Origin of the sequence: Pseudoalteromonas umbrosa, from assembly GCF_030125375.1 — a bacterium.
Lineage (GTDB): Bacteria > Pseudomonadota > Gammaproteobacteria > Enterobacterales > Alteromonadaceae > Pseudoalteromonas > Pseudoalteromonas umbrosa.
In genome coordinates, this window is record NZ_JASJUU010000010.1 from 79147 (window position 1) to 102050 (window position 22904).

At 44.0% G+C, this 22904-nt stretch carries 17 protein-coding genes; 3 read left to right on the forward strand and 14 right to left on the reverse strand.

The genetic code is table 11. The features are described from left to right. Window positions 1-23: 23 nt before the first annotated feature. The gene (locus QNM16_RS24340) at window positions 24-2009 is read right to left on the reverse strand and encodes a TonB-dependent receptor (protein ID WP_284022819.1); all 1986 of its coding nucleotides are present in this window, start codon (window positions 2007-2009) and stop codon (window positions 24-26) included. 159 nt (window positions 2010-2168) lie between these two features. After that, window positions 2169-2921, reverse strand: a complete 753-nt coding sequence (locus QNM16_RS24345) for a LytR/AlgR family response regulator transcription factor (protein ID WP_284022820.1) — start codon at window positions 2919-2921, stop codon at window positions 2169-2171. 429 nt (window positions 2922-3350) lie between these two features. On the opposite strand from QNM16_RS24345, the gene QNM16_RS24350 reads away from it, so the two are divergent. Beyond that, window positions 3351-4127 (forward strand): DeoR/GlpR family DNA-binding transcription regulator, encoded by a 777-nt coding sequence (locus tag QNM16_RS24350; protein ID WP_284022821.1) that lies wholly within the window; start codon window positions 3351-3353, stop codon window positions 4125-4127. A 30-nt stretch (window positions 4128-4157) separates the two neighbouring features. Next, a complete protein-coding gene (gene glmS, locus QNM16_RS24355) occupies window positions 4158-5978 on the forward strand; it encodes a glutamine--fructose-6-phosphate transaminase (isomerizing) (protein WP_284022822.1) in 1821 nt (606 codons plus the stop codon). A gap of 229 nt (window positions 5979-6207) precedes the next feature. Here glmS and QNM16_RS24360 read toward each other — a convergent pair whose 3' ends face one another. The 3 genes from QNM16_RS24360 to QNM16_RS24370 form a co-directional block, all read right to left on the reverse strand. Further along, window positions 6208-7866, reverse strand: coding sequence for a golvesin C-terminal-like domain-containing protein (locus QNM16_RS24360; protein WP_284022823.1), 1659 nt, complete (start codon window positions 7864-7866; stop codon window positions 6208-6210). Window positions 7867-8623: 757 nt separating this feature from the next. Further along, the gene (locus QNM16_RS24365; protein WP_284022824.1) at window positions 8624-9208 is read right to left on the reverse strand and encodes a hypothetical protein; all 585 of its coding nucleotides are present in this window, start codon (window positions 9206-9208) and stop codon (window positions 8624-8626) included. Window positions 9209-9409: 201 nt separating this feature from the next. After that, on the reverse strand, window positions 9410-9658 hold the full coding sequence (locus QNM16_RS24370; RefSeq protein ID WP_284022825.1) for a helix-turn-helix domain-containing protein: 249 nt from the start codon (window positions 9656-9658) through the stop codon (window positions 9410-9412). Window positions 9659-9930: 272 nt separating this feature from the next. On the opposite strand from QNM16_RS24370, the gene QNM16_RS24375 reads away from it, so the two are divergent. After that, on the forward strand, window positions 9931-10209 hold the full coding sequence (locus QNM16_RS24375) for a helix-turn-helix transcriptional regulator (RefSeq protein WP_284022826.1): 279 nt from the start codon (window positions 9931-9933) through the stop codon (window positions 10207-10209). 226 nt (window positions 10210-10435) lie between these two features. Here the strand turns inward: QNM16_RS24375 and QNM16_RS24380 are convergent, their stop codons facing one another. The 9 genes from QNM16_RS24380 to QNM16_RS24420 all read right to left on the reverse strand — a co-directional run bounded on the left by QNM16_RS24380 (window position 10436) and on the right by QNM16_RS24420 (window position 22901). Next, a complete protein-coding gene (locus QNM16_RS24380; protein WP_284022827.1) occupies window positions 10436-11269 on the reverse strand; it encodes an energy transducer TonB in 834 nt (277 codons plus the stop codon). Then, a complete protein-coding gene (locus tag QNM16_RS24385; protein ID WP_284022828.1) occupies window positions 11270-11689 on the reverse strand; it encodes a biopolymer transporter ExbD in 420 nt (139 codons plus the stop codon). Between the two features lies 1 nt (window position 11690). Next, window positions 11691-12401, reverse strand: coding sequence for a tonB-system energizer ExbB (exbB, locus tag QNM16_RS24390; protein ID WP_284022829.1), 711 nt, complete (start codon window positions 12399-12401; stop codon window positions 11691-11693). Between the two features lie 341 nt (window positions 12402-12742). Then, window positions 12743-14026 carry an HlyD family type I secretion periplasmic adaptor subunit gene (locus QNM16_RS24395; RefSeq protein ID WP_284022830.1) on the reverse strand — a complete coding sequence of 428 codons (1284 nt, stop codon included), beginning with the start codon at window positions 14024-14026 and terminating at the stop codon, window positions 12743-12745. Window position 14027: 1 nt separating this feature from the next. Further along, the gene (locus QNM16_RS24400; RefSeq protein ID WP_284022831.1) at window positions 14028-15734 is read right to left on the reverse strand and encodes a type I secretion system permease/ATPase; all 1707 of its coding nucleotides are present in this window, start codon (window positions 15732-15734) and stop codon (window positions 14028-14030) included. After that, window positions 15731-17620, reverse strand: coding sequence for a hypothetical protein (locus tag QNM16_RS24405; RefSeq protein ID WP_284022832.1), 1890 nt, complete (start codon window positions 17618-17620; stop codon window positions 15731-15733). Before QNM16_RS24405 ends, QNM16_RS24400 begins: the two co-directional genes overlap by 4 nt. A gap of 55 nt (window positions 17621-17675) precedes the next feature. After that, entirely contained in the window at window positions 17676-18284 is a 609-nt protein-coding gene (locus tag QNM16_RS24410; protein ID WP_284022833.1) for a heme acquisition protein HasA, read from the reverse strand. A gap of 129 nt (window positions 18285-18413) precedes the next feature. Further along, window positions 18414-20372, reverse strand: a complete 1959-nt coding sequence (locus QNM16_RS24415; protein ID WP_284022834.1) for a procyclic acidic repetitive family protein — start codon at window positions 20370-20372, stop codon at window positions 18414-18416. Window positions 20373-20393: 21 nt separating this feature from the next. After that, window positions 20394-22901, reverse strand: a complete 2508-nt coding sequence (locus tag QNM16_RS24420; protein ID WP_284022835.1) for a TonB-dependent receptor — start codon at window positions 22899-22901, stop codon at window positions 20394-20396. Window positions 22902-22904: the final 3 nt, after the last annotated feature.

The following is a 22904-nucleotide window of genomic DNA, read 5'->3' on the forward strand; positions in this document are numbered from 1 at the left end:
AGGGTAGGGGCGCTGTGCCCCAGCTACAGCTGCCCTAAAAGAGATAGTGTGACAACGGGGTCGACTCGCTCATCAATACGTCGAGTCCCGGTGTATTTTCCAAGTCTATTGTCATCGAAGTAGTGCTGTATATAACTATACTTTGCCGTGTTTAGGGTTGCGACAGCACCACGCACTCGCAGCCGTCGGGATAGTTGATACTCCGCAAAAGCGCTGAGCTCTATTTGGTCCTTTTCAAGGTATAGTTCATCAACGTAATAATTGGTTTCAATGAGTGGAAGATAGATATCTACCCCCCAGCTGTAGACACTGGTGTCTTGACGAAATTCAATCGATGCATCGTGCGGGGTGAGCCCGTCGGTGGGACGTTGTCCAGTTAATGGGTCATCAAATCGGGCATTTGCAAAATCATAGCTTAAGTTAAACTGACTGCCGGTTAGCCATAGACTAGTATCCCATGTTGCGCTGAGTGCACCGCCTAGCTTTTGCGCGGCACCGGCATTACCTATCATGGAGTTGCCATTGGGCAGCTGTATAAACTCATGAATGTCTTTTTGCCATTGATGATACAGGTTTAAATTGAAAAATAAGCCATCAAATAATTGCACATTGAATTGCGTTGCAAACTCGGTGAATTGACTCGGCCTCAGTGATAAGTTGCCAGATTGAGTGCGATTAAACTCCGCATCTTGGCTTTGCACAAAATCATCGAAATCGAGCTGATCGACCTGATGCTGGGCTGTTATTGTCATATCCCAAGTGGACTGAGGGTCATAGCTGAGCCTAATTAGCGGCTTAATAAATCCCAATTGGGCTTTATGGTTTTGGTTGGCGCGGCTCTTAAGGACGGTACGCTCTGTATTTAGGCGGGTATACAGCTGCCACTGCTGATTTATTTCGCTGGAGATAGCGGCATATGGTTGATATCTGATTTCACTCACTTGCGCCTGTTCAAAGTCCCCGTCGTTGTTCGTCATGGCATCCAGTTGGTTGCGACTGATCTCAATACCAAATTCAGGTGAATAAGCGATATTTGGCAAAGTGATATTGAGTTGAACCACCTGTTCTTGTTGTGTTTTGTGCTGTTGGTAGGGCGCTGCGACGGCAGCGTGATCAAAAGTGGCACTGTGAATATGCTCTAATTTTCGGTTGTGTAGTGCGACGACCTGCCATTGGTTTTTGTGACGACTTTCTTTTTGCCAGTCCACAGTCATTTCATATTCAGAACGAGATTCTGATTCATCCAATTGCCATAAAAAAGGGCTGCTGTTGTCTCTGGTTTGCTCGATTTGAAAATAATCCAGAACGGCTTTGGTTGAAAAAACAAGGCGGCTGTCGGTGAGATCAGGTTGACTGGTCAGCGACAATAGCCGGCCATTGCGTTTTTCAAAAAACGCTTCATGACCTTGCTCTAACATGCTGCCAAATGCGTCTATCTCTTGAAATTTTGAGGTCGATTGGCTGCGATCATCTTGATAATGCAGATTAAGCTGATGCTGCCAGTCTGCACTGGGTAGGGCGATTTGCGCAGCCAATTCGCTAGGGCGATAGGCGTGATAAGCGGAGGTCAACTTACTTCTGGCTTGCCAGTGTGCGCCAAGTTTGGGTGAATGCGTGATGATATTGACTAATTGGTTAAATTGGCTTGCAGTACTAAAAGGATGGCCTGCACTGTATAGGTGAATGGCTGCGATTTGGTCACTGGGTAATTGCCTTAAAATATCAGACAGTGATTCAGACTTAGAGACCGCGTTTGCGCCATTGATAAGCACGTTCCCCCCTGCGGCACTTAGTCCGCGTTGAGCGTTACTTTGCACTAGCGTAAAGCCGGGTAATTGGTTCACTTTCTCCAATGCATTTTGCCCGTGTAACGCATGCAGATTGTCATTGTCATAGTATGTTGCAGCAAACTGTTGCTTGTGTGTGGTTGTATTGCTTGCTGCGGCAGTGGTACTGAATGCATTGGCGTAAAAACCAAGTAATACCATGGTTGAGAAATAGGCTTTCATCGAGAGTTGACGTCCATTTTAAACTGACTTGCTGAGTCTATTGAAATAAATCAATCTATTACTATCAATAGCCTAGGGATAGCTGGTGGGTTTTTGGGACGAATGGACTGGGATTGTTCACTCGTCCCTATGGGCTTGGGACGAATGTAATGTTGAAGGTTAAGCGACGTTTTTTAACTTGGCTCTTAATACCGGTTTAAATGCTTTGCTCAGCGCTACTGATTGACCACTTTTTAGTAGCACTAAACCGCTACCGGACGGTTTTATATGTATGCGTTCAACGTAATCTAAATTTACTAAGTGTGAGCGGTGCGTGCGAATAAATTGTGTATCTGGGAGTTGTTGTTCGATTTGCTTTAACGTGATCCGCTTTAAGTAATGGTGTTGCTCAGTATGTAACTCAACATAATTGCTGGCTGAGTTGATGTGAGTGATATCACTAAAGCGTAACCGCGCCATGGTACTGCCAGTTTCCACTTCTAATGTATTGTGATGAAGGGATTGCTCGGTGCGTAAAAACGTGTGCCAAAGATAGCTTAAAACAAACAACACCAGTGGATGGGAAGGTGCAAAGTACAGCATGGTGTAAGGGATGGCATCGCATAACACCCAGAAGTCAAAAATGGCTTGGTAGGTCATTGAAATACATAACATCAAGGCTAGGATGCAGATAAATTTTTGCTTAGTTAGGCGGTTTGCTTCATGGTGCTGTGTGAGGAGACGAAAAACCACGGGTGTTAATAAATACCAAATTCCCCACTCTTGTAAAGCCCACCAAGGGCGATTATTAATCTCATCAGCCGGTGGCATGGCCCAATCATAAAGCACATAAGTGGCAGACATGAAGAAGATAAAGGCACTCCACCCAGCAAAGGAGATGAGCCATTCCTTTTTAAGTTGTGCTGTCATCATATAACCCTGAATCAGAAACGCAGTGATAGTGTACGCGAATAATTTAATTTGCCTATATAAAGTGGTGGCATTTTAACCTATTCACTATCCAAATACGCACCGAAAGCAAGCCCCCTCAGGACGATGAAGGTAAAGCAGTTCGCCTCCATGTTGCACCGTGATTTGTGTTGAGTGCGGGATTTGTGGCGTTAAGCACTTGGCTCACGGTTGCTATTTTAGCCTTTAGAGCGGCAACAATCAGACCGTCTCTCATTCTACGTTACGAGTAGCAAACACAGCCAGCGTGGTGAGCGTTGGCTGTTTGACTTTAAATGGGGTCTTTTGACACTGCAAGGTGTCAATTATTTATACAAATTTACACTTGAATAGTCTTCAATGTTTCGACTAGAATACCCTTAAATTTCGAATCGAAACTTATGTGAAAGATAAATGACCAAACGTAACACTCAACAGCGCCGTCATACCATAGTTAGCCGTGTGAATAGCGAAGGTGAAGTCAGTGTAGAGGCTTTGGCTGCAGAATTTGAAACATCAGAAGTTACGATTCGAAAGGATTTAACTGCCTTAGAAAAAAGCGGCCTATTACTACGTCGTTATGGTGGTGCCGTTGCCTTGCCAAAGGAGATAGTTTCCACTGGTATAGACAAGCAAGATCCACTGCGTAAAGTGGCGATTGCAAGAGCCGCTGCGGCATTGATCCGCGACCATAACCGCATCATTATAGATAGCGGTAGAACAACCGCAGCCATGATCCCAGAGCTTGCGACTAAGCGTGGCTTAGTCGTTATGACTAATGCTATCAATATTGCTAACCGCTTATTGTCACTAGAAAATGAACCGACCTTATTGATGACCGGTGGTACATGGGACCCTCATTCTGAGTCCTTCCAAGGCCAAGTTGCCGAACAAGTGCTACGCTCATATGACTTTGATCAGCTGTTTATCGGTGCTGATGGCATTGATGTGGCAAGGGGAACCACCACATTCAATGAGTTGATTGGGTTGAGTAAGGTGATGGCGGAAGCGGCAAGAGAAGTGATTGTGCTGGTTGAATCTGAAAAAATTGGTCGAAAAATTCCAAATTTAGAGCTGCCATGGCAGCAAGTCACTACCTTGATCACCGACAACACCTTGGCACCACAGATGCGCCAAGCGATCGAGGCACATGGCGTAAACGTGATCTGTGCAGAGATCACACAAGAGTAAACACACAAACGTGCAACGAATGGAGAGATTATGTGTGGCATCGTAGGAGCTGTGGCAGAGCGCCCGGTTAACCGAATTCTAATTGAAGGTTTAAAACGTCTAGAATACCGTGGCTATGATTCAGCAGGTGTAGCACTGAGCAGTGCAGGCACATTAAACACGGTTAAAGCAGTAGGTAAAGTGGCTAATTTAGCCAGTGCACTTGAGCGTGCAGAAGTCAAAGGCACTACCGGTATTGCGCACACGCGCTGGGCAACACATGGTGGTGTAACCGAAGCGAATGCTCACCCACATTTATCTAATGAGCAAATTGCGCTGGTACATAATGGCATCATTGAAAACCATGAAGCACTGCGTCATGCGTTAAAAGAAGATGGCTACACGTTCTTATCGGATACAGATACAGAAGTGATGGTGCACCTTATTCACCAATTGCGTCAGCAGCATGGTAGCTTGCTTGAGTCTGTACAAGCTGCGACTAAGCAGCTTGAAGGTGCATACGGTACGGTTGTTTTTGACAAAGAAAACGACAATGAAATCATCGTGGCACGCTCAGGTAGCCCATTGGTGATCGGTCTCGGCCTTGGTGAAAACTTCATTGCCTCCGATCAGCTGGCGTTATTACCTGTGACACGTAGCTTTATCTTTTTAGAAGAAGGCGATGTTGCACGTATTACTCGTGATACGGTTGAGATTTTTGATGTGGACGGCAATCCAGTAGAGCGTGAAGTCGTTGAGTCGAACATCACACAAGATGCATCAGGTAAGGGCGAATATCGTCACTACATGCTAAAAGAGATTTATGAGCAGCCGTTGGCTGTGCGTAATACACTTGAAGGCCGCCTTGAAAACGACCGTGTCACAGTGGATGCGTTTGGTGAGAGTGCAAACCAAATCTTTAAAGATGTGAAGCACGTGCAGATCATTGCTTGCGGTACTTCTTATCACTCAGGTATGGTAGCGCGTTACTGGCTTGAGCAGTTTGCAGGTGTAAGCTGTAATGTCGAAATTGCCTCAGAATTCCGCTATCGTGAGTCGTTTGTACACGAAAATAGCCTATTAGTAACGATCTCTCAATCTGGTGAAACGGCGGATACATTAGCGGCATTACGCCTAGCAAAAGAGCAAGGTTATATGGCGTCTATGACCATTTGTAACGTACCTGGCTCATCACTGGTACGTGAATCTGATTTGGCGTTTATGACCAAAGCGGGCGCTGAGATCGGCGTTGCATCAACCAAAGCCTTTACAACACAACTGGTTGGCTTGTTGATGCTAACTGCCTCTATCGCGCAAGAAAAAGGTCGCGATCAGAGTGTGATTGTTAATGCCATTAAGACCTTACCTAACAAGCTAGAAGAAGCACTAAACATGGCTGAAGGTATTGAAGCATTGGCAGAAGAGTTTGCAGACAAGCATCACTCTCTTTTCCTTGGCCGTGGCTCACAATACCCAATCGCAATGGAAGGTGCACTCAAGCTTAAAGAGATATCTTATATTCACGCTGAAGCATACGCGGCAGGTGAACTAAAGCACGGTCCGCTAGCGTTGATTGACGCTGACATGCCGATCATTGTTGTGGCACCAAATAATGAGCTACTTGAAAAGCTGAAGTCTAACGTCGAAGAAGTACGCGCTCGTGGCGGTATCATCTATGTATTCGCTGACAAAGACTCTGCATTTGCATCAGATGATACGATGCGTGTAATGAACGTGAACCATGTTGAAGACATCATTGCGCCAGTTGTCTATACAATTCCACTACAGCTGTTGTCATACTATGTAGCTGTTATCAAAGGCACTGACGTTGACCAACCACGTAACCTGGCTAAATCGGTCACGGTTGAGTAATTAGGTTAAATAAACTAGATGAAAAGGCGCTACTGCGCCTTTTTTTATGTACTTCACTAAGTGATAACTATGGCTCGCTTTACAAATCACATTGAGCTGTAGTTAATTTTACAGTTAGATTTGAGCGTCTAAGCCTTACTTCACATCAAGCGATTGTAGTGCGCTTTTCATTAGAGAATGTACGATTACTAATTCACATAAGATACGTGATAAAAGCAAAGATACGCAATTACCTATCATAAATAATCACTCTGGTCTTAACGTGTGGGTGTGACACAAATGACAGCTTGTACTTATCGGAGCCTACAAATGCAGGGCCAGAGACACCATTATTACAATGAGGATGGATGTAGTTAAATGCCCAAGTCCAATTCCATGACCAATAAATAGGATATTTGTGTCCTGTACTCCGACCTAAAGTAAATATAGACTCTTCCCCCCTACCTTGTCGTGAATAACCTGCAACCCCAATACCGTTGTTATTTGAAAGCGTTCCTTCGAGGTAAATATGCTGTTCTACTACTCTAACATCGTCAGTACCGCTAGTTTCATGCTGTAACAATAACCGGATAGTACACCCGTCACCATCAGCACAGTGCGTTTTAATATCCCTTGTGACGCAGGCATAAGTGGTTGTGTCATTGTTGTATACATCAAAGATCATTGGTTGGGTTTGTTGAATAATACCCGCAGAGAGCGCAGCTATCTTGCTATCAACGTAGGCTTTATTAGCGACATCATTATGTTGAGTCGGCGAAGCCACGCCGGTGATTGTTTGATTATTCGCGTGATTACTGCTCGCTAGTATTTCTGCCAAGCTTTGATTAACGACAACTGTGTCTCCTTTTTCACCTTGAATCCCTTGAGGACCAGGCACTCCCTGTGGGCCTTGTTCTCCGCGATCACCTTTTTCTCCCTTTAGCCCCGGGATACCTTGGAGACCTCTCTCTCCTTGTACACCCGCAACACCTTGCAAACCCTGTAACCCTTGTGGTCCTTGCTCGCCAACGTCACCTTTTAGGCCTTTCTCTCCTTGAGGGCCTTTAAATTCACTCCATTGCTGACCATTACAAATCATGGCCGTGTCTAGGTGTTCATCATAGTAAATACTGCCACGACTAGCCTGCGAGCAAATAAAAGGGGCCACCAGTTTTGGCGTGAGTAACATAGCACCATCAATCGTCACGTTGCCTGAAAAGGTATTTTGCTCAGAAGAAATCGGTGGTACCGAGTTTATATCAAGAGGATCAAAGCCTGTTTTGATCTCATATAGATTAGTAAAGCCATCGCCGTCACTATCGAATTGCGCGTCGTTTAAATGACCCGTTGGATCTAGACTGAAGGGGCTATTTGGATCGGAATTTAAAAGGGTGATTTCGTCATTATCGACAATGCCATCATTATCTGAATCTATGAGCGACTCTTGTAAAACGGCTTGCACGGCATCCGCAATCACAAATCCATTGGCATTGTGGTTAGAAAGCTTGACGAAAGAAGGCCGGTCAAAAATCCCTAGTGAAACCCATTCACCATTTCGATGTTGCTGGTTCACCTGTATTACATGGCTACCTGTAGTATCAGTAACCTCATAACTGGCGTTAGTGGCTCGATTTGCGTGGGTTGTCCATCGAGCAAATACTTCATACGTAGCGTTGTTGCTGATATTTAAGTGCCATTGAACTTCGCTAAATGTATCAACATTACCATCATGCTGGTAATAGCTGCCTTCATATCCTGCTACAGAAGTACTCTTAACCCAGTCACCGGATAACACTGAAAAGAGACTAGACTCGTTGTCAATGACAAGGGTTTCAGCGTTCGCTGATAGCGAAGTTAAAGAGAGTAAACTAATACAAATATAAGTTCGTATTGTGACTGTATGCTTCATAAATCCTCCATGCATATTGTTGAAAAAACAAAATAGTTAAAGTAATTCAGTCAATCATCTTGCAGAGGCAAAGCACTCTGGTAGATTTCGAATGCTTTGCAATTTTTAACGATAGAAGTACTTTTTAAAATCCTTAGTGGACCCCTAGTGTTTTTGCCAAGGGTTCTATTTGATTTATATAAAATACTTCATGCAATGAGATGTTTTACTAACGACATTAATTACGCAATGAGCAATTTGGCTGATATTACTTTTTAAGTGATTATGAAAAGTAAATTGAATAAGGCTTATTAATAATTAGGTATTTAAAAGTTTGGTGAGTGTGTAAATGGAGAGAGTTACAGTAACTCCTGAATGTAAAAGATGAGTGCAAGTGGCCCCTTATGGATGAAGGCCATGCATATTAATTGCTTGTCTATACAACCAGTAATGCAAACAATTGATTTTGTCTTACTGCCTGTTTTTTTTTATAGTTTTTATGTTTTTGACATGAGGGGAGTGGGGCGGTTTCCCCAAATAAAATAAGCGTCAAAATAATAGACGCTTATTTGTAAATTTAATGGCTGTACATCAATGTGCTCGCTGAGAATGGCACGATAGCGCATCGCTAAGTTATAGTTAAGCAGCTGACCTTAATACCAAAAGCGACTGCTGTATATACGCCGCTATTGCTCTCTAATATTTACTCTACACCACACTTTAGTGACATAAACGGTATGTAAATTTTCATTTGTATACGCAAAAAATAGTGACAACCTTAAGTAAGTTGCTTATTTTTTGCTTGTAAGATCAACATGGTTAGTAATAACCCACACGTCAGAGCCATAATAGCTGAACCAACAAATGTATAGATGTCATAAATCAATGTCAAAGATAGCCAACCAAGGCCATTTCTTAACGCATTTTCAATCAAGGCCAATACATTCATAATACCTGCTACTATAAATAGCCAATGAAAAAGACCATCAAAGTCGGTAAGTACAATCTTGCTTGAGCTTGAGAAAAACCGTGAAATTTGCACTCTAAAAATAAAAAGCGCAATAGCAAATAGGTTGATTAACAGTTGTGTGCCAAATATTTTGGTACCAACGATGAGGTAGTCATCGTCTGGTGCTCCTAAATCTATGAGACCGGTACTAAATAAACCATATTCAGTTAATGCAACAACGGCGAGCATAATAGAGATATGGCAAATATTAGGCTCTTTTTGCAGTAAGCCAAATATAAAGCAGAAAGCTAGTACTGGAAGGTAAACGTGAAAGACTACCTGAGGGTCATCTATTTGCAGATAAAAAGCGATAAGTGCAATGACTGAAACAAGTATCAAATGTACCATTTTCATAGAGTTAATTACTTATATTTGAGCTTTATTCAGTAATGTATTCTAAAGCTGAGATTATATAAATTCTGAGCTTGATAAAATACGCCAATAAATAGTTTTAACTCAGTGGAGTTATAACTTTAATCTCATGAGGTTGCTTTGGCATAAATAATGAGCCTCCAATGACTTTTTTTAGAGATTCTTGGTTGAGTGATTTCATAATTATTCCTTATCTTTAATGTCTTTTGGATCGTTTAATTTACTCGATACATTGCTAATTTGTATCATCAGTGGGTTAATGTCAATTTTACAATAAGCTAGCCATTTGAAAAAATGACTCATCCGTGGCTCACCGACCCCAAGCTCATAGTTACTCACCGTTTCTCTGGTGATATTGAGCTTATCGGCCATTTGCTTTTGAGTGAAGCCTGCTTTTTTGCGCATGGCTTTGAGGTCGTCACCGCTTATCACATTTGATTTCCTTTTGGATAAATATCAAAGGTTTTATCTCATGTAACTGTATAAGGCATTATGTCTTAAACAGTGTGATGAGACTTGTTACATCAAGCTTTGAATTTTTACAAAAATGCTGAAGGTAAGAAAATTTCTCATAAATATTCCTTTTTATAAAATTCGAAGATTTTTCCACATTAAGCTCTTTATATTATTAACAATGCATTTTCATAAGTAAATATGGAAACTGATTTTAGAGTAGTATGTTGGTGAGTTTTTCGAGGGAAACGATGAAAAATAATGTCATAAGAAGAAAAATCAAAGTGAATGACTTAATGTCTGAGGTTCAGCATAATTTGCGCAGGCTAAGGAAAAAAAATAATCTGACGCAAACCCAGTTGGGTGCAAAACTCAGCGTAGATCAAGCAACTATTAGCAATTTTGAAACAGGCAGGACAGTGATGACGGTCGCACAGCTTTACGAAATGTATTTGATTTTTGGTGATGATTTCGATTGTCCATTTATTCAGTATACCGGAAAAGTAAATAGCGCGATTTCTAGGTTGTAGAATGAATTAATAAATGGTGGTTTCGATTAAATTATGGTTTATAATATTTTTAATTTTTAAGTAATTAAAAATATTTTTATTTTTTTTAATGTTTATAACCTGATTTTATAGCCTTGAAATATGGTTGGAGTGATTTTTGAATATCACATTTTTTAAAAACACATGGTGATATAACTCACTTTGAAGTAAAAACCACGTTAGTTGCACGTGATGGGTATTTTGTTGTTTACATTAAATAGAATCGCACAGGCACAATAACGGTATGGTTGCGCATTGTTTGCGGAGGTAAGGGCAGAGGCTGTGCACGTTTTACGACGCTTTTGGCTTCTTTATTTAATAGCGGGTAACGAGATGACTGCACAACTTCTATATTGCGTGCCTGACCCTTGTCGTCGATGTCAAAACTGACCATTATGGTCGCTTCTTGACCTCTTTTACGTGCCATCGTGGGGTAGCGCTTTTTCTTCGCAAGGTGAGCAATGAGGTCGGCCTGCCAAGTTTGTTTGTCAACCAACGCCAGCTGCGTGCTTTGGCCTTGCTGTTGGGCCTGATTTTGCTGCGCTGTGGTGTCTGCTTGAATTTCTTTGGCGCGACTTGCGATGCTTTCTTGCTGTGAAGGTTTGTCCGCATCTTTTTTGGGCGATTCAGCCATCTGTTTTGGTTTTGGCGCTTGAGGCGGTTGTTCAGCCACCTTTTCAGGTTTGGGCTTAGTATTTAGCTTTTGCTGTTGCTCAGGCTGGGGTTTTGGCAGTTCTGCCTTCTCAGGTTTTTTGGCAATAGCCAACTTTCCATCATGGGCTAAGCCTATGTCATTTGGCGCAGCGGCTTGCTTTATGTTAGGTGGTGGTGTGTTTGTTGATTGAGCTTTTGAGGTTTGCAGCTCCTGAGATTGGCTGTTTGCTTTAGCTAAAGGGGCCAATCTCACCACAAAAGGCGCTTTTGAAATGGTTGGTGTTTCAGGTATATGCGGTTGCCAGCGCCAAAGCGCCGCGCCAAGTATGACAAGATGCAAACTGATTGCCCAAATAAACCCAAATAACCAATCACGGTGAGTGAGCACTTAATTTAAATCCTCTTCACCAACTAAAGACACATTGAGGTAGCCGATACCGCGCAGAGTATTAAGTACAGACATCAGGTTGCCATAATCAACTTGTTCGTCGGCACGGATAAAGATGATTTGCTCTGGGTTGTTATCGCTTGCCAAATTGAGTGCGGCTTCAAGCCCATCTTTTGATACAGCTTGATCGCCTAAATAGAGTTGTAACTTTTTGTCTAATGACAAAATAAGTTGGTTTTGCTCTAAGGTGTGTGCCTGTGCATTGGCGCCGGGTAGCTCGAGCGGCACAGAGACCGTTGATAGAGGTGCGGCTACCATAAATATGATTAGCAGCACCAACATGACATCGATAAACGGCGTCATGTTGATTTCATTATTGAGTGCGAATTCATCTTGATCGTCGTCATTCATCATCGCCATATCAACGTAATTCCAGTTGACGACCAGCCAATACTAAGAGTTGGCTAGAAAATGCATTGAGTTGCTTGCGATATAACGCGATATTACGGGTAAAGTGGTTATACATTAATACTGCAGGAATAGCGGCAACGAGTCCTAAAGCGGTAGCTAGAAGGGCTTCTGCGATACCCGGCGCAACAACCGCTAAGTTGGTGCTATTGGTCGCAGCAATACCGATAAAGCTGTTCATAATGCCCCAAACGGTGCCGAACAAGCCGATAAACGGCGCAGTGGAGCCTATAGAGGCTAAAGAACCCGTGCCTTGAGTAAGGCCATCCGTGAATTCGTCGACACGGGTTTTCATGCGCTGCAGAGATCGCTCCTTGACCCCTTCAGCTGTGGCATTATTTTTGGCACCCCAATCTATTTCTATTAATACTTCCTCGACTAATTGGGCTTCTAATGCGTTTGCATTGTTTAGCTTTATTAGATCATCTTGAGTACGGCTTTGTGCTAATAATTGTGAGAGGCGCTTGCGAGCGAGGTTAATTTGCTTTTGCTTGGTAATAAATACGGCCCAACAGGCGACAGAAGCGACAATTAACATCAACATCACACTTTTTACTACCCAGTCTGCTTGCATAAACATGGCATATGCTGTGAGCGAGCCTGTGCTGCTCGCGGATGCACTAAAAATGGGTGCGAGCGCTAAAAAGGCGAAAGCTTTTTTCATTTATTTGTAAACCTCTGACTTCACTAAAAACGAACCCCTATAGTTAAAGAACGCATGAGATTAAAAAAACAGTAATGCTTTTTTAACTTTTTCGTATTTTGTTGGGAAAACACGATTTTTTAGAAGGTGTCAGCTGTGTAAAAAAAAGCGACGCATGTTACTTATGCTTGGACAATCTAAGGCGAGGTGTTTAAGCCCTTTAGTGGTTAAACCGATTCTGTGAGCTGCGATAAACGGTGAGAAATTTGACCAAAATAGGCCCGCCTATGATGCAAATGACATCTGGGAAACGGCGGGCACTATGGCCAAGTCAGGGGAGGATATCAAAACAAGGCTTGCAGTTAAATATCCGCCATCGCATTGGGAATTCGATCGGTCAGCGGCTTAAGTAAGTAACTGAGCATGGGGCGCTCTCCATTTTTAACAAACGCTTGCACTGGCATACCTGGTTGCAACACCAATTTGTCACTCAGTGCATCTTGGTTAACGCGGATCGCCACTTGGTAATAAGGCTGTCCAGTGCGTTCATCATTGATAGTGTCTTGCGCCAAGCGTTCAACCTGCCCTTTTACTTTCGGGGTTGTGCTGGTATTGAATGCGCTGAACAAGAGATCCACATCCTGACCCAGTGCAACACTGTCTATCAAATTACTTGGGATTTTGGCGTTCACTATTAACCTTTGTCCTTTAGGGACGATTTCCATTAATAATTGAGATTGAGAAACCACATCACCAAATGCGTCTAAGCCAACAACCTGACCGGCAACCGGCGCCCGAATTTCGCTGTTGCCCAAACTAAATTGAGCTGCTGTCATTCTTTGTTTGAAATCACTGATACTAGATAGGTTCTTTGCTCTTTGCTGACTGACTTCTTGACGGTAGCTTTTGAGCGTTTGCTGGTGTTGAGTGTCAAGCTCTAACAGCCTTGCTTGTTGAGATAGTAACTCTGATTGTGCATTGGCCAAATCTGCGCGAATTTCAGCAGCCTGTGCTTTTAGTTGATACAGCTGCTCTTGTGATTGAAAGCCTTTTTTTACCAGAGCTTGGGTATCATTCACCCAATTATCGTATACCTGTGCCCTTTGCTTATGACTATCAACAACATGCGTAAGACCCGAAATGCGAGATTGTGTAGTGTGTTTATTGTCTAGCATTAATTTAAGCTGAGTGTGCAGGGCCGCGCGGCGTTGCTCGAATAATTGCTGGTTTAGCGCCATAGCTTGAACAGCTTGCGGCAAGTTCACCTTGGTCAGAGTATCTGAGTAAATGAGCTGCTGCGCATCGCGTAATTCTGCATCTAGGCGCTCTTTCTCAGCCAGTGCCAAGTAGTACTGTGTGGTTGCGGCGGCAAGTTGGCTTTTTGCCACCTTGCTATCGAGGATCAGCAGCGCTTCACCTTGCTCTACCCACTGTCCATTTTGCACCAGTAATTGTTCAAGTACGCCGTGTTGCGGTGCTTGGATTTGCTTTTTGTGGCCGGAAACGATGACTTGTCCCTCAACGACCACGCCTTTGTCGAGTGGGGCAAGTGCACCCCAGAGTAAAAAGATACCCAAGCTAAGTGCGATAATCGTCCAGCCAAGTCGAATATGTTTGCTTCCCGCGATAGTGTGCTGTGTTGTCACGTTACGCTGCTCCTCTTTGACCTTGCTTGGCTTGCTGCATTGCTCCAAGTACTTGCTGTTTAGGGCCAAAGGCCTGAACATGACCTTTGTTAAGTAACAAGATCTTATCGCTTAGATTTAAAATATTGGCTCTGTGAGTGATAAAGATGACACTAGAACCAGATTGCTTGAGTGCTTTGAGCGTGCAGGCTAAGGCTGCTTCGCCGGAATCATCTAGGTTGGAATTGGCTTCATCTAAAATAACCAGTTTGGGGTCGCCATACACTGCTCTGGCAAGACCTATCCGCTGCTTTTCACCGCCCGATAAGCCCATGCCGCCGTCACCTAGCACGGTATTGTAGCCATCGGGCAATTTTAAAATCATCTCATGCACACCTGCCAATTGGGCTGCTTTGATGACAGCAGCGTCATCAATGTCACCAAATCGGGCAATGTTCTCACTGATATTGCCAGCAAATAAGCCCACATCTTGAGGCAAATACCCCAAGTGTGGGCCTAGGCTCTGCTTGTTCCATTGAAAAATGTCGGCACCATCTAAGCGCACTTTACCCATTCGCGGTGCCCAAATACCTGTGATAAGACGCGCAATTGACGATTTACCAGCGCCAGAGGGGCCAATAATTGCCAATATTTCACCGGGGCTAATCTCAAAGTTGATGTTACTCAGAGCGGGGGTTTGTGCCATCGGAGGGATCAAAGTGGCATTTTCTACACTGAGTTTGCCCGTCGGCGTTGGTAAATCTAGTCCAGTTTGAGGCTCTGGGTACTGATGCAGCAGGGCATCGAGACGTTGACGAGAGAGTTTCACGCTTTGCCACTGCTTAAATGCCCCGACGAGTTGCTCAACTGGAGATAACATGCGTCCAGCGATGATTGAGCCTGCGATCATCATGCCAGCGGTGATCTGGCCATCAACGGCAAGCCAAGCGCCTGCACCTAAAACAATTGATTGTAATGCTAGGCGCAATATTTTACTGGTTGCGGTGAGCACTGAGCTTAAATTACTGGCTTCACTTTGATGGCGGATCCCCGCTTGATGCTGTGTCTGCCAGCGGGTTTGCAAACTGTGTTGCATGCCCATCGCTTGCGCGACTTCAGCATTGTTAATGATGCCACTGGCAAGGCGCGTGGCATTGGCTGTGGCTTGTGAAGATGCTTGTAAGGGCTTCTTCGCCCAGACCTCGTTGAGCAGTGCCAGTACCAGTAAGATCACCGTACCGACGAGGGCAATTGTGCCCAGTAATGGGTGAAAGAAAAACAATACAATAAGGAAAAGCGGGGCCCATGGGGCATCAAAAAACGCAAATACGCCCGTACCTGTCATAAATTGGCGTACTTGATTAAGGTCGTTAATTAATTGACTTGGATTGGCATTGCCAATTTTGATTTGATGTTGATAGATGGCGTCAAATACCCGCACATGTAAATCGTTATCAAAATGCTCGCTTATGCCAATCAGTACACGGCTGCGAACCCACTCAAGTGCACCCATTAACAAAAAGAAGCCAGCAACTATGATGGAAATCATCAGTAAAGTATCGATATTTGCTGAGCTTAAAACACGGTCATAAACTTGCAGCATGTAAATCGCAGGGATCAGCATGAGTAAGTTGATGATGGCGCTAAATCCTGCAACGTGTATCAGGCTGCGCTTTTGTTTACGCAATGCGCGCTTTAAAGCTTCACTTGGCACCATGACGGGGTTCATGACTTGCTCCCGCGACGGCGAAATCGTCTCATGCCGAATACACTTAAGCATGTTAAAGCCGCGAAACTAAGTGCGCCACCATTACCATAGTTTAGTGTTTCTTCTTGCTTTACTTTTGCTTCTGCATTGACATAAAGCGTTGATAGGGCACCCAACCGCGAACCGACATCGGCATCTCTGCAGTTGATTGAGAAAGTATAGATACCAGAATCAGGTGAAATTTTAATACTGCCTTGAGGCTCAATTTGTCCATCGGGGACCCAATCGCCAACAGCAACACCACCTGTTGCAACACAGTCTGCCGCATTATGGCTACTCCACGTGACCTCTACTTCCTCTCCTAGCTGCGCTTTACCCGGTGTGATACTGATAGACACTGAACCTGTTGGTTTTATGCCACTTAAATCGACCTCAAAGACAGTGCCTAAGTTGTCAGCAAGAAAGGTTCTACCAAGTTGGTCAGAGTAGCCTCGGCCGCCAAATATAGTCGTGCCGTACAGCTTTCCGTTTTCAGCTAACATAAGTCCGGTTGGTACTTTGCCATCTGAGTCTTCGGCAATTCCAGCTTTAAACGAATGCACATGTTCAAATCCACTTTGAATAACTTGGCCGTTTTCAATTTTTATGTCTGCTAAATTAAGTCGATAAATGGTGCCATCGGGTGACATATTGTGCGGTTGGTTTGGGTAATCCTTACCTTCAAGTACTTGTATATTTTCACTCTTGTGTATCCCACCACCAATGGTTGTACCATAAAGAAAGCCTGTTTCTGTGATAACCATAGGACCGCGTGGCTGGCTGCCATCTTCACCATTAAATGTATGTAGCAAGTTAAATTCAGAGCCATCTTTTTTAATTCTAAATAGTGAGCCATGTGGATTGCTACCGTCATAATGTGGGTAATCGGTATGGATCAGGCGCTGATCTTTTTCAATGGCAGAATAGAATAGGTAGCTGCCACCACATACACCATTGCGATACGCAATCTCTTTACCGCTAAATGAGTTAATACCTTTAGTGAAGCAACTTCCTATCGTTGTTGAACCATATAAATAGCCTTCCTCGTCTTCCACTAAATAAGTGGCAATGCGTCCGCCATCTTGGCTTCGGGTGTCCCAAGGTACTTCGCCTTGGCTGAGGGTAAACTGATGAATTAAAGGCAGGGTGTCAATTGGGTTTTCACCGAGCTCTACGGCATATAGTGCGCCGACAATAAAGTTATCATCGATTGAGAGTGTGTTTAAATGTGGTATACCTCGGGGGTAACCCAAGTAGCCATATAGTGTATTACCACTTAATAGCATGCCGCCAACAGCGGTGAAATCGCCATGGGGATTGTTGTTAAATCTGTATAGCTCCATTAATGTATTGTCTTTTTCTAGACGCATTAATCGAGAATAAGTCGTATGATCGGTATCGATAAATAGCAGTCTTTCTTGATTGTCGAAAATCGGTTGTATATTTGGAGTGTTGTTGAGTTCTTGTTCTGTGTTGTCAAATAAAATGACTTTGTTACTGCCATCTGAGTGTACAGAAAATATATTGCCCTTAGTATCTATGCTATACAGCTTGTCTTCTGTCGGGTGCTTTGCGAAACCGACAAACCCCTCTATGTCTTTTTCGAGTGCAAAATAATGTCCATGCACGGGTGCAAGTCCCCACATACTGGGTGCGGTATCGTCTTTATGCCCAAAGGTGGATAACCCGATGAGTTGATCACGCTCTGCGTTATAAATTGGTGGGGCAAATGGTCTACCAGCGGTTGGCCAGCCGACAGGACCTGTGTAGTGCAAAGACGTCAGGTTATTAACACTGATCCCTTCTACCGTTGTGGTTGCAAGGCTAGAGAAAGACAGGGATAGCAAGCAGATGCAAAGTTTTTTCATAGTAGACTCGGTAAATGGTAAATTGCACTGCAGCAAAGCTGCAGTGCATAGTGGGTTAAGCGACTAGATCAAAGTCAGCTAGGCTTGAAACACCAACCGTATCGTTTGTTGTCAGATCGATACCGTTTTGAGACAGTACGTTCATGAAGTAGCTGAAGTCAGAGTCTTTCATGCCATCAACAATATTGTGCGTTGTGTTAGTTCCATCATGACGACCAATAACACCGCCATTTGCATCAAAGCCTGCGTTAAGGCCAATTGTATCTAGGCCGTCGAAGCTTACTAGATCTTCAGTGAAGCTGTACTCACCATTTGCACCCTGAGTTAGACCGCGACCGAATGAAATTGACGCAATTTCACCGTACATAGTGTGTGAAGGACCAGCAAAGAAAGTGTAATCGATGTAAGAGCCATCAGCTGCTTGAATAATGAAGCCTAGGCTATCTGCACCTACTTGACCTTCTTGTGCATATTGAGTGCCAGAGAAAGTACCGAATAGACCCCAGAAGCCAAGATCAACAGTCGGGTTTGGATTCTCAGCACCTGCGAAGCTACCGATGTTCTCGTTATAATCTGTATTGGTGAAGAACTGAGACGCGTGACCAAAGAACGAATCTAGGCCTGTGAAAGAGTAGCTAGCACTGTAAGTTACTTGTATAGACATGGTAAATCCTTAATCGTTAATTATTTAATAATATTGACCTAAAGGTCGTTTAGAGAAATATCAGCTGCGCGCCATGCTGATATTTCTGTTGTTTTTAGCAAGGGCGAGCCCTTGCAGTTTGAAATTGGTTTATTTGGTTTTTCTATAAAAACGTCGGCCCATTACCAAAGCACCGAGTGCCAATATCCAGCCACCAAATGAACCACTGCTGCCTTTGTTTTCTTCGGGTTCAGGAGTCGGTTCAGGATCTGTGCTTGTATCAGGCGCAGGCGCCGGCTCTGTACCTGTATTTGGCTCAGGTGCTGGTTCAGGGGTTGTGTCTGTATCAGGTTCTGGTTTTGTTCCAGTATCTGGTTCTGGCTCTGGCTCAGGCTCAGGTTCTGGTTCTGGTTCTGGTTCTGGTTCTGGTTCTGGCTCAGGTTCTGGCTCTGGCTCTGGCTCTGGCTCTGGCTCTGGCTCTGGCTCAGGTTCTGGTTCTGGTTCAGGTTCAGGTTCAGGTTCAGCACTAACGAGTAATTCAAGCGTGCGAACATAGGTCTTTTGATCGGTATCTTTACAGGTCAATACATAAGACTTTTCACCCTCAGTGTCGGGCGTGATCGATTCCTGACCGTTGGCTTCTTTTGCGCCTTCCCAGTCACCACTCGCTGTACAGTCGCTGATATTGATAGACTGCCAGTTTAGCTCAAGGCTCTCACCCAAAGTGAGCGCTTCTGTTTCTGTGTTAAAACTTAAAGTGTGTTGATTGACTGTGAATTTAAAGATGCCGCCAGCTTCTGTGCTATTGTCGCCATTGGTTGCACCATATAAAGTGTGCTTTTCGTCCACAAGTGCACCGGATGTGAGCCCGACAGGTCGAATAGATGCTTGCTCATCAAAGGTTTGAATAATTTCAAAGCCATCTTTTTCTCTGTTGATGTCTGTTGCATCTGTACTCACATTAATACGGTACAACACGCCAGCGCCTTGCTCATCTCCACCACTTGCTCTGGTTGTGCCATAGATATTGCCATCTGCAGCAACTACGAGTGGACCTGCAGGAATATGGCCATCTTGAGCAGCGTCGATACCGTTGTCTGGATCTCCAAATGTATGGATAACTGTAAAGCTATTTTCTGTGTTTTTATGAATGCGCCATAGCGTTTTGGCTGACGTACCGTATAACCATTCTCCTTGCTCAACGACCGAATTTGTTGCCAGTGAATGATCGTCAATTAGCCCATGTAGTTTGTTTGAAAATGAATTAAGCACAATCACTTCTGTGCTACCGTCTGTTGCGACGTTTGCTAAATCAATTTTAAATAAGGTACCGCTCGCGAAATCATCTTCATCGAACCCTGCATTGTCGCCAGCACCTGCCGAATTCGCATTTTTGTGCGCAAGTCCATAAATTGCATTGTCATCAGCACTAAAGATCAATGCTGCTGGTGATTGGCCTTTGGTATAAATAAAAGAGTCGCCTGCAGCTTCTTTGTATTCATCGCGACTGAAGTCGACTAATACAGCTACTTCGCCACTGTGGCTTAAACGCACCAGTGCGAAAAAGTCATCATTTCGCTGAGATGCTGCGAAATATAAATTATCCTGTGCATCAACAGTCAATAGGCCACTGATATCGAAGCTTCCGCCATTGATGTTACTCAGGTCTAGGCCGTCGAACGCATCTTGCATGCCGTCCTCTTCTGTCCACTTGAAGAGGCTCGATTTAGCGCCACCAAAAGCAACACCTTGGCTATTAATTACGACATTCGTGGTAAATGCACCCACGTCATTATTTACTGTGTTGATTTGTGTGTTGAAGTCAGTGAGCTTGCCATCAGTCAACTCGGGAGTAAAAGAGTAAATACCAGATTGTGCTAAGGTTGCAAAGTCACTGCCTGCGCCAGACATCATGGTGCCAATTAGCTTGCCGCTTTCTGGATGAAATGCCGGAGGCTTCGGGGGTAGCATGCCTTTTTCTCCGCCAAACATAATAGTTTGGACGGTACCAAATACATGTAGCTGTTGCAGGTTGATTTCAGCGGCACTCGCTAAGTTTGCGCCCATTAAAGCGCTGCTGATAAGTGCGAGCTTAAAAGCTTTTTGCATGATTTTTACCCTTGTCTTTAATTAGAATTTTATGTTGAGTCGCCCGATCACACTGCGTCCTGGTGCAATCCAATATGAAGTGCCATTGGCTTCTGCGTAATTGAGGTCTTTTAAATTATCGACGGACAGACGCAGCTGGAGTCTGGGTGAATATTGATAATCCAGCCACAGATCATATATTTCCCAATCCACAACATCCTCATAAGCGGTGCCACCTCGGCCATCGTTATCTTCTACTCGCACACGTGTGCCAAACTTCAATTTGTCATCGAGTAGTTTTATTCCCAGTGTTAAAGCACCAGTGTGTTTTGCGGGCTGTATATAAAGCAAGCCGCCTGATTTCGTTTTACCAAGGCTTGTTTCTGGGAAACCAACCTGGCTACCTAATGGGAATGGGTCATAATCACCTTGCCCCGGATCAAAGTTCATCTTGGTATAGTTAAGCTCGGCAAAGACCAAGTCGGACTCATAATCTGCTTGTAGTTCAATGCCTTCAAAGCGAACTTCATCGAATAAGTTGACATAGCTACGTATCCCACTTTTATCGCCTACTGAGGTGGGGCTCATTACCGTGCCCTGAACAATAAAGTTATCAACGGCATTTTCGAACCAGCCTGCTTTGATGAAGAGGTCATGCTCACCTGCTAATTGGGTGAACTCGAAATTGATACCTACTTCATTATTATGAGATTTCTCCGCTTTTAAGCCGGGGTTTGGGTAAAACGGGAAGCTGTTACCCACATGCATGCCAAATAGTAATGTTTCTGTGATTGCTGGGTGCCTGATACCTTTGGACGAGCTTATATAAGTTTGTATTTCGTCAGTGAATCGATATGCGAAGCGCAGATTCGGCGAGATGTATTCGTCATGGCGTGCTACTTCAAAGTTAGTGAAAATAAGGGTTCGTGATGGGCTAACACCTGGTGGGTTAAGGATAGAGCCTGAGTTGATCTCTCCTTTTCCCTCAATAGAAAAATGTTCGTACCTGGCACCTGCTTCAATAGAGATATGATCACCATATTGCCACTCAGCTTGTGTAAAAATACTCGTAACAGCACGTTCGCCGCCTGGGGTTGCGCCAGTAAACCAAGTTGGGTCGCCAGAGCCTGGTGTTTGCTGAATAGCTTGTGGCTGCGTCCAATCTCTAAAATATTCAGTGCCTGTATTGAGCATTAATAAAGAGTCTGTTTCTGGTAGCCAACTATGATCGAGACTAAAAAATGCAAAGTTTTCGATAACCATACCGAAAGTATTGGTTTCGAACTCTAGTTCAAATTCACCATAGGGATTAACTGTGTCACCGGATTCAAATTGGTGTTGGCGCATTTGAGTACGGTTGTAGTAAATGCTGGCATTTAAATCAAAATAGTCAGAATTTGGATTCCAGACATAATCTAATTTAATGGTGTCATTGTTGAGTTTGCTGGTGGCGCTTGGTTTATTGTCAGGGTCTGATTGATCTGTAGTTGAGCCTTCTTCAAAGTTGGCGTAAAAACCAATATAGCTTAGCTTCACCGCTTGCTGATCGTTAATTTTATAACTGGCTTTAAGTAGCGAAGACCATTGATCTTGCTCTGTAAATGCACTTAATGCATCGAAGTATTCACTTTTACCTGCGTTACCACCGCTTTGTCCAGGTTCAAACCTGCCGACGTTTTTTCTGCCAACGGCTGCAACCAGCTCTAAATCGTTTCCCACGCGTACACCAGATGCTAACAATCCTTGCATGTGGTAGGCATTACTGCCTGTGGCCAGTGATAGTTTAGTGCCGTGGTCTTGGCCTTCTAAAGCAAGATCATCAAATTCAAGCGTTTTAAAATTAACAACACCACCAATGGCACCTGCGCCACCGGCATCGCCTACAGGGCCCTTGGCAATATCGACACTCGATAATAATTGTGGATCTAAATAGACTGTGCCATTGGCACCGTGGCCACTGCGTTGAAAATTTTGTCTAGCGCCGTCTATCATGACGTTTACACGGCCAAAGTCTTGTATGCCTCTGACGTTTACAGCGACACCGGGTTCTTGTCGCGATTGTGAAGTTGCAACACCGGGTACATTGTAAAAAATATCAGAGGTATCACGTGGTGCCACTCGAGTGAGCTGTTGCTGGCCCAATTTGGTATCAGATGAAGCGGATTGGTAAATTTCGGTATGTACATTGTTGCTGGCATAGACGTCTAACGTATCTAGTAAAACCTCTTGTTCAGCGGCGATCGCGCGAATTATATAGCTGCCATTCGTGGTTTTTTCGGCGTACAGGCCCGTACCTGTAAGTAGCAGTTCAAATCCGTCGCTCAGTACAAACTCGCCTTTGAGCCCTGAAGTTTGTGCACTCCCAATCTGATTCGGATCGAATTGCAACAACACACCTGTTTGCAGTGCTAGCGTGTTGAGTGCTTCAGCTAAACTGCCTTTAGGAATGTCTATTTGGTGTGCTTGTTGTGCCATAACTACCGTCGGTAGAGCAAGTCCAGTGCATAACAATGCGGTCAAAATTGAGCGAGGAGTCCTGTCGCCTATCATAAA

Coding starts and splice junctions, on each gene's coding strand:
- exbB (WP_284022829.1), bottom strand. CDS start 12,401: ATGAAAAAAGCTTTCGCCTTTTTAGCGCTCGCACCCATTTTTAGTGCA.
- QNM16_RS24420 (WP_284022835.1), bottom strand. CDS start 22,901: ATGATAGGCGACAGGACTCCTCGCTCAATTTTGACCGCATTGTTATGC.
- QNM16_RS24365 (WP_284022824.1), bottom strand. CDS start 9,208: ATGAAAATGGTACATTTGATACTTGTTTCAGTCATTGCACTTATCGCT.
- QNM16_RS24410 (WP_284022833.1), bottom strand. CDS start 18,284: ATGTCTATACAAGTAACTTACAGTGCTAGCTACTCTTTCACAGGCCTA.
- QNM16_RS24385 (WP_284022828.1), bottom strand. CDS start 11,689: ATGGCGATGATGAATGACGACGATCAAGATGAATTCGCACTCAATAAT.
- QNM16_RS24350 (WP_284022821.1), top strand. CDS start 3,351: ATGACCAAACGTAACACTCAACAGCGCCGTCATACCATAGTTAGCCGT.
- QNM16_RS24360 (WP_284022823.1), bottom strand. CDS start 7,866: ATGAAGCATACAGTCACAATACGAACTTATATTTGTATTAGTTTACTC.
- QNM16_RS24375 (WP_284022826.1), top strand. CDS start 9,931: ATGAAAAATAATGTCATAAGAAGAAAAATCAAAGTGAATGACTTAATG.
- QNM16_RS24400 (WP_284022831.1), bottom strand. CDS start 15,734: ATGAACCCCGTCATGGTGCCAAGTGAAGCTTTAAAGCGCGCATTGCGT.
- QNM16_RS24405 (WP_284022832.1), bottom strand. CDS start 17,620: ATGAAAAAACTTTGCATCTGCTTGCTATCCCTGTCTTTCTCTAGCCTT.
- QNM16_RS24340 (WP_284022819.1), bottom strand. CDS start 2,009: ATGAAAGCCTATTTCTCAACCATGGTATTACTTGGTTTTTACGCCAAT.
- QNM16_RS24415 (WP_284022834.1), bottom strand. CDS start 20,372: ATGCAAAAAGCTTTTAAGCTCGCACTTATCAGCAGCGCTTTAATGGGC.
- glmS (WP_284022822.1), top strand. CDS start 4,158: ATGTGTGGCATCGTAGGAGCTGTGGCAGAGCGCCCGGTTAACCGAATT.
- QNM16_RS24345 (WP_284022820.1), bottom strand. CDS start 2,921: ATGATGACAGCACAACTTAAAAAGGAATGGCTCATCTCCTTTGCTGGG.